The sequence below is a fragment of the Polaromonas sp. P1_F2 genome, assembly GCF_056405735.1.
In genome coordinates this window covers 81,878-96,351 of the sequence record NZ_JBFUBN010000006.1, presented here as the reverse complement: position 1 = coordinate 96,351, position 14,474 = coordinate 81,878, and the positions used below count along the sequence as shown (strand labels likewise).

Annotated in this window: 16 protein-coding genes; 14 read left to right on the top strand and 2 right to left on the bottom strand. The window is 63.2% G+C overall.

Annotation, left to right across the window (positions count from 1 at the left end):
- Positions 1-140: 140 nt before the first annotated feature.
- The 10 genes from ppsA to dnaB all read left to right on the top strand — a co-directional run bounded on the left by ppsA (position 141) and on the right by dnaB (position 9,211).
- Positions 141-2,540, top strand: coding sequence for a phosphoenolpyruvate synthase (gene ppsA / locus AC1D0O_RS13765; protein ID WP_477654074.1), 2,400 nt, complete (start codon positions 141-143; stop codon positions 2,538-2,540).
- A 121-nt stretch (positions 2,541-2,661) separates the two neighbouring features.
- Complete coding sequence (locus AC1D0O_RS13760) at positions 2,662-2,958, top strand: hypothetical protein (RefSeq protein ID WP_477654073.1); 297 nt, start codon at positions 2,662-2,664, stop codon at positions 2,956-2,958.
- Positions 2,949-3,578: a tetratricopeptide repeat protein gene (locus tag AC1D0O_RS13755; RefSeq protein WP_477654072.1), complete on the top strand. Its 630-nt coding sequence runs from the start codon at positions 2,949-2,951 to the stop codon at positions 3,576-3,578. Before AC1D0O_RS13760 ends, AC1D0O_RS13755 begins: the two co-directional genes overlap by 10 nt.
- Positions 3,565-3,822, top strand: a complete 258-nt coding sequence (locus AC1D0O_RS13750; RefSeq protein ID WP_477654071.1) for a DUF4212 domain-containing protein — start codon at positions 3,565-3,567, stop codon at positions 3,820-3,822. The genes AC1D0O_RS13755 and AC1D0O_RS13750 overlap by 14 nt, the downstream gene beginning before the upstream one ends.
- Complete coding sequence (locus tag AC1D0O_RS13745; protein ID WP_477654070.1) at positions 3,823-5,934, top strand: sodium:solute symporter family protein; 2,112 nt, start codon at positions 3,823-3,825, stop codon at positions 5,932-5,934.
- 190 nt (positions 5,935-6,124) lie between these two features.
- Positions 6,125-6,490, top strand: coding sequence for a 30S ribosomal protein S6 (rpsF, locus tag AC1D0O_RS13740; protein ID WP_007871089.1), 366 nt, complete (start codon positions 6,125-6,127; stop codon positions 6,488-6,490).
- 60 nt (positions 6,491-6,550) lie between these two features.
- Positions 6,551-6,859 (top strand): primosomal replication protein N, encoded by a 309-nt coding sequence (gene priB, locus AC1D0O_RS13735; protein WP_436155045.1) that lies wholly within the window; start codon positions 6,551-6,553, stop codon positions 6,857-6,859.
- A 10-nt stretch (positions 6,860-6,869) separates the two neighbouring features.
- Complete coding sequence (rpsR, locus tag AC1D0O_RS13730; protein ID WP_007871078.1) at positions 6,870-7,154, top strand: 30S ribosomal protein S18; 285 nt, start codon at positions 6,870-6,872, stop codon at positions 7,152-7,154.
- 11 nt (positions 7,155-7,165) lie between these two features.
- The gene (gene rplI, locus AC1D0O_RS13725; protein ID WP_477654069.1) at positions 7,166-7,618 is read left to right on the top strand and encodes a 50S ribosomal protein L9; all 453 of its coding nucleotides are present in this window, start codon (positions 7,166-7,168) and stop codon (positions 7,616-7,618) included.
- Positions 7,619-7,798: 180 nt separating this feature from the next.
- The gene (dnaB, locus tag AC1D0O_RS13720) at positions 7,799-9,211 is read left to right on the top strand and encodes a replicative DNA helicase (RefSeq protein ID WP_477654068.1); all 1,413 of its coding nucleotides are present in this window, start codon (positions 7,799-7,801) and stop codon (positions 9,209-9,211) included.
- A 16-nt stretch (positions 9,212-9,227) separates the two neighbouring features.
- On the opposite strand, the gene AC1D0O_RS13715 is transcribed toward dnaB, so the two are convergent.
- Entirely contained in the window at positions 9,228-9,569 is a 342-nt protein-coding gene (locus AC1D0O_RS13715; RefSeq protein ID WP_477654067.1) for a hypothetical protein, read from the bottom strand.
- Positions 9,570-10,031: 462 nt separating this feature from the next.
- On the opposite strand from AC1D0O_RS13715, the gene AC1D0O_RS13710 reads away from it, so the two are divergent.
- The 3 genes from AC1D0O_RS13710 (at position 10,032) to AC1D0O_RS13700 (ending at position 12,724) form a co-directional block, all read left to right on the top strand.
- On the top strand, positions 10,032-10,226 hold the full coding sequence (locus tag AC1D0O_RS13710) for a hypothetical protein (protein WP_477654066.1): 195 nt from the start codon (positions 10,032-10,034) through the stop codon (positions 10,224-10,226).
- A gap of 79 nt (positions 10,227-10,305) precedes the next feature.
- Positions 10,306-11,499 (top strand): radical SAM protein, encoded by a 1,194-nt coding sequence (locus AC1D0O_RS13705; RefSeq protein ID WP_477654065.1) that lies wholly within the window; start codon positions 10,306-10,308, stop codon positions 11,497-11,499.
- Positions 11,453-12,724, top strand: coding sequence for an aKG-HExxH-type peptide beta-hydroxylase (locus tag AC1D0O_RS13700; protein ID WP_477654064.1), 1,272 nt, complete (start codon positions 11,453-11,455; stop codon positions 12,722-12,724). Before AC1D0O_RS13705 ends, AC1D0O_RS13700 begins: the two co-directional genes overlap by 47 nt.
- A gap of 53 nt (positions 12,725-12,777) precedes the next feature.
- Here the strand turns inward: AC1D0O_RS13700 and AC1D0O_RS13695 are convergent, their stop codons facing one another.
- The gene (locus tag AC1D0O_RS13695; RefSeq protein ID WP_477654063.1) at positions 12,778-13,011 is read right to left on the bottom strand and encodes a hypothetical protein; all 234 of its coding nucleotides are present in this window, start codon (positions 13,009-13,011) and stop codon (positions 12,778-12,780) included.
- Positions 13,012-13,121: 110 nt separating this feature from the next.
- Between AC1D0O_RS13695 and AC1D0O_RS13690 the strand changes: the two genes are divergently transcribed.
- Positions 13,122-14,426: a c-type cytochrome gene (locus tag AC1D0O_RS13690; protein ID WP_477654062.1), complete on the top strand. Its 1,305-nt coding sequence runs from the start codon at positions 13,122-13,124 to the stop codon at positions 14,424-14,426.
- Positions 14,427-14,474: the final 48 nt, after the last annotated feature.

The window sequence follows — 14,474 nt, the reverse complement described above, 5'->3', positions numbered from 1 at the left end:
CATCCGGCGGCTCGCCCCTACAATTGGGCCAATTATCCAGTTTGTCACGCCATGCCCCGCCACAACCCCCTCGAACAACAACAAGGTTGCCTGCCGCGCATGGTGAATTCCCCGGTTTTTAAACCTCCCGGAGTATTTTCATGTCCAATCTGTTTGAGGCGACCGCCCTGGTCGTACCGTTTGAAAACCTGAGGATGACAGACGTCGAGGCCGTTGGCGGCAAGAACGCCAGCCTCGGCGAGATGATCTCGCAACTGCCCACCGGACCCCAGGGCGTGCGGGTGCCCACCGGCTTCGCCACTACGGCGCATGCCTTCCGCGTGTTCCTGGCCCATGACGGGCTGGACAAAAAAATCAACGGGGTGCTGGACGCGCTCAACACCGACGACGTGCGCGCCCTGGCCGAGGCGGGCGCCAAAATCCGCGCGCTGGTCGAAGCCCAGCCTTTCCCGGCCGACCTCGAAAAAGCCGTGCGCGACAGCTTCGCCGCCCTGAGCGCCGGCAATGCGCAAGCAAGTTTCGCGGTGCGCTCCTCCGCCACGGCCGAGGATTTGCCCGACGCGTCCTTCGCGGGCCAACAGGAAACCTTCCTGAACGTGGTCGGCATCGAGGACGTGCTGCACAAGATGAAAGAGGTGTTCGCCTCGCTCTACAACGACCGCGCCATCAGCTACCGCGTGCACCAGGGCTTCGCCCATTCCGACGTAGCGCTGTCCGCCGGCATCCAGCGCATGGTGCGCAGCGACAAGGGCGCGGCCGGTGTGATGTTCACCATAGACACGGAAAGCGGCTTTGAGGACGTGGTCTTCATCACCTCCAGCTACGGCCTGGGCGAAACCGTGGTGCAGGGCGCCGTCAATCCCGACGAGTTCTACGTGCACAAGCCCATGCTCAAGGCCGGCAAGCGCGCCGTGATCCGCCGCAACCTGGGCAGCAAGCTGCTGCAGATGGAATTCACCACACCGGAAGAGAAAAAATCCGGCGGCAAGCTGGTCAAGACCACCGACGTGCCGACCGAGCTGCGCAACCGCTATTCGCTGAGCGACGAGGACGTCGAGCAACTGGCCCGCTACGCGCTCATCATCGAGGCGCATTACGGCCGCCCCATGGACATCGAATGGGGCAAGGACGGCACCGACGGCCAACTCTACATCCTGCAGGCGCGCCCCGAGACGGTGAAGAGCCAGGCCAAGGGCAAGGCCGAGCAACGCTACACGCTCAAGGGCACCGGCACGGTATTGGCCGAGGGCAGGGCGATCGGCCAGAAAATCGGCACCGGCCCGGTCCGCATCGTGCACGACATCAAGGACATGGACCAGGTGCAGGCCGGTGACATCCTGGTCACCGACATGACCGACCCGAACTGGGAGCCGGTGATGAAGCGCGCCAGCGCCATCGTCACCAACCGCGGCGGCCGCACCTGCCACGCGGCCATCATCGCGCGCGAGCTCGGCATCCCGGCCGTGGTCGGCTGCGGCGACGCGACCGAAACGCTCAAGGACGGCATGCTGGTGACGGTGAGCTGCGCCGAGGGCGACACCGGCAACATCTATGACGGCCTGCTCGAAACCGAGGTGACCGAGGTGCAGCGCGGCGCGATGCCGCCCATAGACCTCAAGATCATGATGAACGTCGGCAACCCGCAACTGGCCTTCGACTTTTGCCAGGTTCCCAACCACGGCGTGGGCCTGGCGCGGCTGGAATTCATCATCAACAACAACATCGGCGTGCACCCCAAGGCGATCCTGGAGTACCCCAACATCGACGCCGACCTCAAAAAAGCCGTGGAGAGCGTGGCCCGCGGCCATGCCTCGCCGCGCGCCTTTTACGTCGACAAGGTGGCTGAAGGCATTGCCACGATTGGCGCGGCCTTCTGGCCCAAGCCGGTGATCGTGCGCCTGTCGGACTTCAAGTCCAACGAGTACCGCAAGCTGATAGGCGGCTCGCGCTACGAGCCCGAGGAAGAAAACCCGATGCTGGGTTTCCGCGGCGCGGCGCGCTACCTGAGCCCGGATTTCGCCGAGGCTTTCGCGATGGAATGCGAAGCGCTCAAGCGCGTGCGCAACGACATGGGCCTGACCAACGTCGAGGTGATGGTGCCCTTTGTGCGCACCCTTGGCCAAGCCAAGGCCGTGACGGAACTGCTGGCCAAACACGGCCTCAAGCGCGGCGAACAGGGCCTGAAAATCATCATGATGTGCGAGGTGCCGAGCAACGCGGTGCTGGCCGACCAGTTCCTCGAATTTTTCGACGGCTTCTCCATAGGCTCCAACGACCTGACCCAGCTCACGCTGGGCCTGGATCGTGACTCGGGCCTGGACATCCTGGCCAAGGACTTTGACGAGCGCGACCCAGCCGTCAAGGCGCTGCTGGGCCAGGCCATTGCCGCTTGCAAGCGCGCCAACAAATACGTCGGCATCTGCGGCCAGGGGCCCAGCGACCATCCCGACTTTGCCTTGTGGCTCAAGGAACAGGGCATAGGCTCGATTTCGCTGAACCCCGACACGGTGATAAGCACCTGGAAGCAACTGGCCAGCTAGGCAGGCCCCTCGCGGGCTGACCGAGGGAAAACCCCCGGAGGCCGGCGCCGCTCGCGGCAAGTAATTGGCGGTGCCTCCGATCACAATCGGAAGCACCGCTTTTCCTTGTCTGCCATCAGCCATGTTCGCCGCCGCCACCACCGCCAAACTGCTTGCTGAAATTGCGCTGCTCGCGCTGGCCGGCCAATGGGTGGTGGGATTGCTGGCCGGCGCGGGACGCGACAGCAATCCTTTTTACCGCCTGCTGCAACTGCTGGGCCGGCCCTGGGTGAGGGCGGCGCGCTGGATATCGCCGCCCGTGGTGCTGGAGCGCCACCTGCCGCTGGTGGCCTTCCTGGTGCTGGCGATGCTCTGGCTTGCAGCCGCCGTCGCGAAAATCCGCATCTGCCTGGAAATCGGGGTGGCGCTGTGCAAATAGCTTTGCCGCTCGCGTTGTCCCTGCACTATCACCTCCTGAAAGCGCAGGCCCTGCTAATGCTTGCGGCCGGCAAGCGCGCGGCCGCCATACCGAAGTTCGCCCAGATGCTGCGCCTGCGGCCAGCCGATCCCTACGCCTTGGCCAGCCGTGGCCATGTGGAGGCGCAACTGGATCTCACGCAGGAGGCGATTGCCAGCCTGCGGCAGCTCACCAGCGCCTGGCCGCTACAGGCCTCGGGCTGGTTCAACCTCGGCTATGTGTTGCAACAGGCCGGCCGCCATGAAGAAGCCGGCCCGGCCTTCGAACGCGCGCTGGCGCTGGACCCGCGCTTGGACCAAGCCTGGTACGGCCTGGCGCTGGTCCATATCCATCAGCGGCGTTGGCAGCAGGCCGCCGAGGCGCTGCAGAACAACACAGCGCTGCAGCCGCTGGGCCCCTACGGCTGGTACCGGCTCGCGCAGGTCTGGCTTGCGCTGGGCGAGGCAGGCAAGGCGCGCAAGGTCATAGCCCATCTGCGGCGCTTTGAACCTCGCGTTGCCGCGCAACTGGAGCGCGAGAACGCCGCGGCGCTGCGGGCGGGCAGGGAGCCCTCGACCGAGGCCGATCATGCAGCCGGCTGACAGCCACCGCCGCTACTGGCGCAAAAACCTGGTGGTGACGGCCGTGCTGCTGCTGGTCTGGTTCAGCGTGACTTTCGGGGTGAGCTATTTCGCGCGCGCGCTGAATTTCCGGTTTTTCGGCTGGCCTTTCAGCTTCTGGATGGGCGCGCAGGGCGCACTGCTGGTGTACTGCCTGATCATCGGCTTTTACGCCTGGTACATGAACCGGCTCGACATCGAGCACGACGTGGCGGACGGGGACTAGATGGCCGGCTTCTTCGGTTCGCGCGACGGGGTTTTGCTCTCCAGCCAGCAGTTCAAGGCGCAGCTCAACCGCGTCTACCGCTGGTACACCGTGGGTCTGGTGGCGTTCGTGCTCATCCTCGCGGGCCTGGAGCGCATGGGCCTGCCGCGCCTGTGGATAGGCACGGCCTTCCTGCTGGCCACGATTGGCTTGTACGCGGGCATAGGCATCATGAGCCGCACCACCGATGCGGGCGAATACTATGTGGCGGGCAGGCGCGTGCCGGCGGTCTACAACGGCATGGCCACGGGCGCCGACTGGATGTCGGCCGCGTCCTTCATCGGCCTGGCGGGAACGCTCTACCTCACGGGCTACAACGGCCTGGCCTTCATCATGGGCTGGACCGGCGGCTACTGCCTGGTTGCGCTGGTGCTGGCACCTTATCTGCGCAAGTTCGGCCAGTTCACCATTCCGGACTTCCTGGGGGAGCGTTATGGCGGCAAGCTGCCGCGCCTCATTGGCGTGGCCGCTGCCATCCTGTGCTCCTTCACCTATCTGGTCGCGCAGATTTATGGCGTGGGCCTGATCACCTCCTACCTGACCGGCATCGCCTTCGAGTTGGGCATCTTTCTGGGCCTGGGCGGCATCCTGGTGTGTTCCTTCCTGGGCGGCATGCGCGCCGTCACCTGGACACAGGTGGCCCAGTACATCATCCTGGTGGTGGCCTACCTGATCCCGGTGGTGTGGCTGTCGGTCAAGCAGACCGGCGTTCCGGTGCCGCAACTGATCTACGGTTTTCAGCTCGAAAAGGTCAGCGCCAAGGAAAAAGAGCTGGCCGCGGACCCCAAGGAGCTGCAGGTGCGCGAGCTGTTCAGGCAGCGCGCGGAGGCGCTGTCCGGCAAGCTGGACCATCCGGCCGAATCGCTGGCCGCCGACAAACTGGCCGCCGCCAAACGCATGGAGCAGCTCAAAGGCGGTAACGCCTCGGTGGCCGAAATCAGCTCGGCGGCCAAGGCCCTGGCCACCATGCCGAGGGACGAGGCAGCGGCCGTCAAGGCCTGGACGGTCGCCAGGGCGGCAGCCGAGGCCAAGACCCAGCCGCTTAACGGCATGCCCGCCCATGCGGCTCAGTTCTCGGGCGACCCCGATGGCACGCCCAAGGAGCAGGAAAGCTACGACACGTCCCGCCGCAACTTCCTGGCGCTRGTGTTCTGCCTCATGGTGGGTACGGCCGCCTTGCCGCACATCCTGATGCGTTATTACACGGTGCCCAGCGTGCGCGAGGCGCGGCAGTCGGTCACCTGGTCGCTGTTTTTCATCTTCTTGCTGTACTTCACCGCGCCGGCCCTGGCCGTGCTGGTGAAGTATGAAATCTTCACGGTGCTGGTCGGCACGCGGTTTGACCAGCTTCCGTCCTGGGTCAGCGCCTGGAGCCGGGTCGACCCGGGCCTGCTGTCGGTGGCCGACATCAACCGCGACAACATCCTGCAGCTCAATGAAATGACCATAGGCGGCGACATCATCGTGCTGCTCACGCCCGAGCTGGCGGGGCTGCCTTATGTGATCTCCGGCCTGGTGGCGGCCGGCGGGCTGGCCGCGGCGCTGTCGACCGCCGACGGCCTGCTGCTGACGATCGCCAATGCGCTGGGCCATGACCTCTATTACAAGATGATCGATCCCAACGCCTCCACCGTGAGCCGGGTCACGGTGTCCAAGATCCTGCTGCTCATCGTGGCCTTGCTGGCGGCCTATGTGGCGGCGCAAAAGCCGGCGGACATCCTGTTCCTGGTGTCGGCGGCGTTTTCCTTCGCCGCCGCCTCCTTCTTTCCGGCGCTCAGCCTGGGAATCTTCTGGAAGCGCGCCAACGGCATAGGGGCGGTCCTGGGCATGGTTTCCGGCTTGGGCGTGACCTCCTATTACATGTTCACCAACCAGCCCTGGCTACGCGCCACCTTCGGCATCACCTCGCCGGTGCAGCTGTGGTGGGGCATAGACCCGATTTCAGCCGGGCTTTTCGGCGTCCCGGTGGGTTTTGCGGTGATCGTGCTGGTCAGCCTGGCCACCCGGCCCCCCAGCCAGAAAATCCAGGAATTGGTCGAATACATCCGCTACCCGGACCTAAAACGCCTCTAGAAATAGAGCCCCCACGCTCCCCACTGCGTGTGGTTCGCTGCCCCCCGAGGGGGCGCTGCGCCTGCGGCCCGGCAAAGCCGGTTCCGCGGCCCCTGCTGGTAGGGGGTCAAAACACGCTATAATGATGGGCTTCGCCTTGCTGCACCCTTAACGACGCTGGGGCAGCTTCAATCAACCACAAGGAGAGTTTATGCGTCACTATGAGATCGTCTTGCTGATCCATCCGGATCAAAGCGAGCAAGTCCCAGCCATGCTGGAACGTTACAAGGGCATGATCACCGCCGGCGGTGGAAAAGTGCACCGTGTTGAAGATTGGGGCCGCCGCCAGCTGGTGTACCTGATCCAGAAACTCGCAAAAGCCCACTACCTCTGCATCAACATCGAAGCCAGCCAGGCTGTGATGGAAGAAATTGAACACGCGTTCAAGTTCAACGATGCCGTGCTGCGCCACCTGACCGTGGTCAAGAAAAAGGCCGAAACCGGCCCATCCCTCATGATGCGCAACGTCGAGAGGGAAGAAGCCCGTAAAGCCCAACAGCAGGAGTATGCGGCGTAATTGCCACCATGCTGTTGAACGCCTCGCTGCCGCGCAGCTGCCATTGAGCAAAAGCCCGCAGTGAACCACGTTGAACTGACCGCTTGTATCGCCGAGGCAAGTCCTCTTCGCTACACGCCCGCTGGAATCCCCGCCGCCAATTTCGTTCTCGAACACGAGTCCGAAGTCGTCGAAGCCGGAGTCACCAGGCAGGTCAAGTTGACGGTCAGGGCGGTTGCCTTCGGAACGCTGGCTGAGCAATCAGCCAAATCTCCGCTAGGCCAGCCCTTCAGGTTCACCGGTTTCCTCATCAATGCGCGCACCAGCAAAGGCGTTGTTTTCCACATTCAAGCTCTGCACAAGGTAGAGCAAGTACCGAACCCCATTTAAGGAGTCCATCATGGCCGGACCAAAACGTTTCAACAAAGACAAGCGCCCCAAGCGCAATACCCAATCCCTGCTGTTCAAGCGCAAGCGCTTTTGCCGCTTTACCGCCGCCGGCGTTGAAGAAATCGACTACAAGGACATCGACACCTTGCGCGATTTCGTCGCCGAAAACGGAAAAATCATCCCCGCACGCCTGACCGGCACGCGCGCGATTTTCCAGCGCCAGATCAACACCGCCGTCAAGCGCGCTCGCTTCCTCGCGATGCTGCCTTACAGCGACCAGCACCGTACCCTGTAAGGAGCGCGACCATGCAAATCATTCTGCTCGACAAAGTCGTGAACCTCGGTAACCTCGGCGAAATCGTCAAGGTCAAAGACGGCTACGCACGCAACTTCCTGATCCCTTCGGGCCGCGCACGCCGCGCCACCGAAGCCAACAAGGCCGAATTCGAAGCCAAGCGCGTCGAACTCGAAAAGGCTGCGGCCGCCAAGCTGGCCGAGATGCAAGCCCAGGGCGAAAAGCTCGGCGGCACCACCGTCAAGCTCACGCAAAAAGCCGGTGTTGACGGTCGCCTGTTCGGTTCCGTCACCAACCACGACATTTCGGCTGAGCTGACCAAGCAGGGCTTCCCTGTCCTGAAGTCGCAGATCCGTATGCCTAACGGCCCGCTGAAGATCGTTGGCGACCACGCCGTGACCGTGGCCCTGCACACTGACGTGGCTGTGGACATCACCGTCACTGTGTACGGCGAAACCGCTTAAGCGTTTTCTCCCTCACTTAAAAAGCCGCTCGCCGAGCGGCTTTTTTCATGGCCGGTCGCCGGCGCCGGCTGTGCACATCTTCCCGCCGTATTTCCACCCGATTTCCCCTGGTTATCCACAGCCTTATCCCGCGGTGTTTTGCGCTCCCGGCGTACCATTCACCCTCTCCCAAGGAAACCCATGTCCGCCGTACTTTCCACCTATGACGATCCCGGCTACAGCCCCGATCGCCAGATCGCCCAGCTGCGCATCCCGCCGCATTCCATCGAGGGCGAATCCAGTGTCCTGGGCGGCTTGCTGCTCGACAACGGTGCCTGGGACCGGGTGGGAGACCTGCTGGTTGACGAGGATTTCTACCGTTCGGAACACAAGCTGATTTATGGCGCCATAGGCGCGCTGATCAACGCCACCAAGCCGGCCGACATCATCACCGTCTACGAATACCTGCAGAACCAGGGCAAGGCCGACGAGGTAGGGGGCCTGAGCTATTTGAATTCACTCGCGCAGTACGTGCCCAGCGCCAGCAACATCCGCCGTTATGCGGAAATCGTGCGCGAGCGCTCCATCCTGCGCAAGCTGGTCTCGGCTTCCGACGAAATTGCCACCAACGCCTTCAACCCGCAGGGCAAGGACGTCGCCACCATCCTCGACGAAGCCGAGCAAAAGATCTTCAAGATCGGCGAGCAGGGTTCGCGCATGAAGGAAGGCTTCCAGAGCATGGACACGCTGGTCGTGAGCCTGCTGGACCGCGTGACCGAGATGGCCGAAAACCCGCAGGACGTCACCGGCGTGCCCACGGGTTTTCGGGACCTCGACCAGATGACCTCCGGTTTCCAGGCCGGCGACCTGGTCATCCTGGCGGCGCGTCCTTCCATGGGCAAGACCGCGCTGGCCATCAACATCGCCGAGCACGTCGCGCTCAACGAGGGCTTGCCGGTGGCCGTGTTTTCCATGGAAATGGGTGCCTCCCAGCTTGCCGTGCGTATCGTCGGTTCCATAGGCCGCATCGACCAGACCCATTTGCGTACCGGCGGCCTGACCGACGAAGAATGGCCGCGCCTGACCGAAGCGATTGAAAAGCTGCGCACCGTCTCACTGCACATCGATGAAACACCGGGCCTCACCGTAAGCGAGCTGCGCGCCAACGCCCGGCGGCTGGCACGGCAGTGCGGCAAGCTCGGCCTTATCGTGGTCGACTATTTGCAGCTCATGAGCGTCTCCGGCGGCATGGCCGACGAGAACCGCGCCACCGCCGTCGGTGAAATCTCGCGAGGCCTGAAAATGCTGGCCAAGGAATTGCAATGCCCGGTGATTGCCCTCTCGCAGCTTAGCCGCGGCGTCGAGTCGCGCACCGACAAGCGCCCCATGATGAGCGACCTGCGCGAATCCGGCGCCATCGAGCAGGACGCCGACATCATCATGTTCATCTACCGCGACGAGTACTACACCAAAGAGGCTTGCAAGGAGCCCGGCGTCGCCGAGGTCATCATCAGCAAGCAGCGTAACGGCCCCACGGGCACGGTGAAGTTGGCCTTCATCAACCGCATCACCAAATTCGAAAGCCTGGCGCATGGAGCGTCGGGAGATTTCTAACGTCTGCTGACGGCCGTCAAGGCGCAACACCCGCTTCAGCGGGCGTGCGCTTTTTTTTGCGTATGACCGTTACCGGCCCGGCGGAATGCATCGGTGCCGGTGTCGGTGCCGGGGCTTGCATGGGTCTGGCCGCAGACAAGTGCTCGGCGCTGCCAATGGCGGCATCCACGTCGGCATGGTTCAAGCGCTGGACCACGGAACCGTTGACCTGCAGATAACAGCCGTCGCGCGTGATGGCCAGAAAGCCGAACTCCATTCCGCGGTGGACCGTCCCGATCACGCGGTAGTAGTCAACCGGTGGAATCGCCCAGGGTGCCCTCAGGATTTTGTGCAGGCGAACCGTGAGGCGTTCATTCATGCCGCTTCCTCTCTGGACGGCATGCTGGATGGCACCAGGCCCATCGGTCGCGGCGGCTGACGCCCGCGATACCTTTCTCGGTCGCTATTTTCTGCATCGTTCTCCCCTTCAGATTTTGATCTCGCTCGGTGCGCCTGTGCGGCCTGTGCGGTCTATGTGCCGCTGCTCTTGCTGCGCTCATCGCGTTGCTTGCTGAACGCTTGTGAAGACGTTGAAAGGTATTCGAGTTCATCAAGCAAGTTCGCGCGAATTGTCTGCTCGCGGTAAATGTTTGTCGGATTTCCTGAAGCTCCCCCCTTTCGACCTGTTCTTTGCCGCCAAGACTGGCTAGCATCCGCCGGGACGGCAAAGCGTGATCAACGTTCGTCTGGATGCAAAGCTTGTTTCGTCCTGTCGTTTCACCGGCACCCGAACCGTCACTTGAAGTGTGAAGTTGTTAACCAACCTATAAGGAAAATTCTTATGACTACCACCTCGAACAACGCGGAAGCCCATGCCTTGCCGCGTAGCCTGACATCCAATTTCAAAGGGGACGTGCACTCACTCAACCAGAAGGTCGTGGAAGGCCGCATTCTTGAGACCGCCATTGCCCAGCTCGCTGGCCGCCCGGGGTTCAACCCGGCAGCTATCAGCATCGTGTTCGGCCTGAAGTGGTAACTGCCGGCTAGCCGTAGCGGGGTGCGCGAGCCCGTCTCGCGTGCCCCGTCCAGGCCCCGGCTCCATCCTTGCTTCCACCATGTTTCGCTCGGCCATCGTCAAGCTGACCGCGGTATGTGACATCGATTGCACCTACTGCTACATGTTCAACCAGGCGGACCAGACCTTCAAGCGCATGCCGGCCCGCATGCCGCTGCACACCGCCTTGCGCCTGCTGGACCGCATCTGCGACTACTATCCACCGGGCGAGCCCGAACCCTTCTCTATCGTCTTGCATGGCGGTGAGCCCATGCTCTGGCCAGATGCCAGCTTTGCCGCGCTGCTTTCAGCGGTCGAGCGGCGCCGCGACCAGGGGTGGCATCTCGATGTCGCTGTGCAGACCAACCTGGTGCAGCCGGTCAACCCGGAATTGCTCGCGCTGTTTCGCGAGCACCGGGTGTCGCTCGGCGTCAGCCTCGACGGTCCGCGCGAGGTGAACGATGCCGCGCGCGTTGACAAGCTCGGCCGTGGCACTTATGAGCGCGTCATGGCCAACGTCAATCGCATGCTGGATGACGGTGACGGCGCCCTGATCGGTGGTTTCCTTTCGGTGGCCAACCCTTCGTTGTCGCCGCCCGAATTCCTCGCTTGGGTGCGCAGCCTGCCGGTTCCAAAGGTCGATGTGTTGTGGCCCATCGAATTCAATTGGCGGAACCCGCCCTGGCCGCTGGGCGCTTCGCGCGCTTATGCCGCCGAGCCGCGCTACGGCGCCTGGTTTGCGGATCTGTTCCGCGCCTGGTGGGCACTGGATGATCCGGGCCTCACCATACGGCTCTTCAACAATCTGCTGCACGTCGCGCTGGGAGGGCAGGGTCATATCGATGCCCTGGTGAACGATAGCTACAACATGTTCGTCGTCAATACCGACGGCAGCTACGAATACCCCGACTACCTGCGCGTGGCGGGCGACGGCTCGGCCGGCACGCCCTTTCATATTGATACGGACGGCATTGCCGTGCTGGCCGGCGATCCGCTGTTCGCCCGGCTGCTCAACCTGCGCGCCGAACTTCCCGCGAAATGTGGAGGCTGCCGCCACCGCCGGGTCTGCGGGGGTGGTTTCCTGCCCGGCCGCAGCGACGCCAGCGACGGCATCTCGTCGCGCGAATCCGTGCTGTGCGCGGACCAGATGCATTTTTTTGACACTGCCCTCGGCCTCATCGAATCCTCACTTCAACAGCGAGATACCCATGTCCACAGTGACCCAGCAAATGCCGCCGCAGGCCTCCAGGCCTGAGCTGCAGTCCGCCGATTTCGTCGAACTCGCCCTGATGCCGGACGCCGTCATCACGGCCGAACTGGTCGGCGCTTCGGCATTCGACCGCCTGGATGACTTCCGGGCCCTGGCCGACATCGTGCGGACTTCGCCGGCGCTGGCTGCGCACCGCGAACGTTGGGAACAGGCTGCGGTCGACCTCGAAGCGCTGTTGGTGCATGAACGCATCGCCATCGGATCGTCGCCTCTGTATCGCCGTTGGCTGCACGCGACGGGGCGTGCGCTGATCGAGGGCGCACCGCCGGCGGCCCTCGAGCCGCTGCTCGCGGCGGTCGCCAATTACGTGCCGGGCTTTACCGAAACGTCGCCGCGCGCCAGGGTGTTGATGGCGCGCGATGGCCGCATAGAAACCTGGGATTGCGCCAGCAGCGTCGAGCTGCCGGCCGGCTATCCGGACGGCGGCTGGCAATGCAGGCGCAAAGGGGCATGGGTGCAACTGAGCCGCCCGAGCTCGGGCGTCCAGACGCTGAGCTCATGTCTTGTCCCGACGGAGGCGGTGCTGCCGCGATCCAACATCGTGGTCCGCAACGACTTGCCGGGCCTGCGGGTGTCGCTCGACGAGACACGCACACCCGAGCGCGGCAGTGCCGTGCGCGAGCAGGAAATCGACGCGCGGGAGCGTTCCTACCCGCAGGGCCGCCATCGTCCCGTCGTCGAAGCAGCGCAAGCCCTGCTGTCGGTCTGGCCTGAGGAGTACGAGGACTGGCGCTGCATGATGCGTGTCGTGGTGCCGCGCATGCCGCCGCCAGGCTGGCAGATGGAGGGATTCACGATCTCATCCATGCAGGGCGCCGCATGGATCCATCCGTCCAGCATCCTGCGCACCCTCGAGAGCCTGGTGCATGAGCACAGCCACGTCAAGCTGCGCTACGTCGAGGAGGCCGTTCCGCTGCTGCAAGCCGGACAGACACGCGCGCGCTTTCGTGTCGGCTGGCGTACCGACCCTCGCCCTGTGGTTGGCATCTTCGAGGGAGTGTATGTGCACCTGCACTGCGTCATGGCGCTGGTCCGTTACCTGGAGGGCAACGGCCTTGATGCTGCGGAGCGGTGCGAAGCCGCCGCCCGCCTGAACGAGTTGCGAGCCCAGGCGCGCGAGGGATTTGAGCTCTTGCGCGGGCACGCGCACTTCACCGAGGCAGGGCAGGGCTTTCTGCGCTGGGCCGAGGCTGCCTTGCGCGACACCTGACCGGCCGGCCCTCGGGGCTTGGGGCTCAAAGCCGAATCAGAGGGAAGGCCTGCTCAGCGCACGCACTCAAAGCCGTATTGACCTTCGGCTGGCTTGGTGATCAGCCGGGCATGCTGGCCGGCGCGCTTCTGGCACTGGGTTTCGGCGATCTCCGAGGCGTCCGCGAGCTGCGAAGGGCGGCCTTTGACGATGATCAGTTTTTCGGTATTGCTGAGCAGCTCGGCGGCGCAACCGGAGAGCAGGGCGGCGGCAAGCAACACAAGAGACAACAGGTACGGGTTTTTCATGAAAATTTCCTTGATGGGAATAATGTAATCGGTGCTCCCGGTATGCCATGCTATGCGTTGGCGCGATGCGTGCCTGGATAATGCATACCAAACAAGAAGGAGGGGCCACGATGTTGCGTTTGACCTTGCTGGTTGTCGGCGTTCTGGGGGCGGGTTTGTACAACCTGGCATGGGCCGGTGAAAACCTGCGTACGTTTTCATCCGAGTTGTTGGCTTTTGAAAGCCGGCAGGTGTTGCTGCCGGAGCCGCCAGTCAAGTATTCGGATCCTGAAAACGGCGCGAATTTGCGCAAGCTGCTGGATCCCGCCCGGGCATCAGGCATTGTCGACGAATACCTCGATGGGTTGGCAAAAAACACCGCTGAGCCCGAAGTCCCCAAACTGATACAGCCCTTGTTGGCGCGCTACGAAAAAGCGTTCGCCGCCAATCCTCGCGCCTATGAGGAAGAGTATCTGGACGCGCTCAACTGGAGTGTGCTGGTTGTTGAGCGCGGCGCTCGAACGACCGCCCAGACATCCCTGCCAGCGTCCACTGGTTCCACGGAAGAACAGGCGGCGATGCAGAAGCTGATCGAGAGCCTCAAGGGCTTGACGAACACCATGTTGGGACTTCTGGCCCAAAGCATTCGGGACAAAGTCACCAAGGGCATGTTCAGCCCTGCGGGGGCAAAACGCGCGCTGGAGATGGCCGACCGGCTTAACCCGCCGGTTAAAGGTGTTGCCATTGCCGCGACTGAGGCCCCGGCCCAGGTGCGCACGCGGAATGTCGCGAGCGGCGAAGAGGTTTATCGCGCGCTGTGCGTGGCCTGCCATGCCAGCGGCATCGCCGGTTCGCCAAAACAGGGCGACGTCGCCGCCTGGGCGCCACGTATCCGGTCGGGTTTTGCTTCCATGCTTCAGTCCACTCTCAAGGGCAAGGGTGTCATGCCTTCCCAGGCGGGCGGTGACTTTCAGGAACTGGAACTGGCCAGGGCGGTGGCCTATCTGGCGAACACCGCAGGGGGTAAATTCGCGGAGCCGCCTCTGCCGGCCGGGCACCCCGGTACCGTCAGTTTCAAGCTCGTTCCGCCGAGGGCCGCCATTATCCGACCCCCCACGGTTCCGTATTACGCGATGAACGCGAGCCAGAAAATGGGGTTGGGTGAGCGCACCTACCAGGCCAACTGCGCCGCCTGCCATCAGGCCAATGGCCGTGGAGCCGGGCCCATTCCAGACCTGGGCAATGCCTCTGCGCTCGCCAAAAACGACAGCGCCATCGGAATCATGGTGAATGGCTCAAAAACCGGCGGCATGCCCAGCTGGACTACGCTGCCTAACGAAGAAATCGCCGAGGTCATTAACTACGTGCGTTTCAAATTCACCAGCCATCTGGTTGAATTCGTGACGCCTGAAGAGGTTCAAGCCCGTCGCAGGTAGAAGGGTGATCAGCCTTCAACGAGAGAGGGCACGCTTGAAGCTGATGAG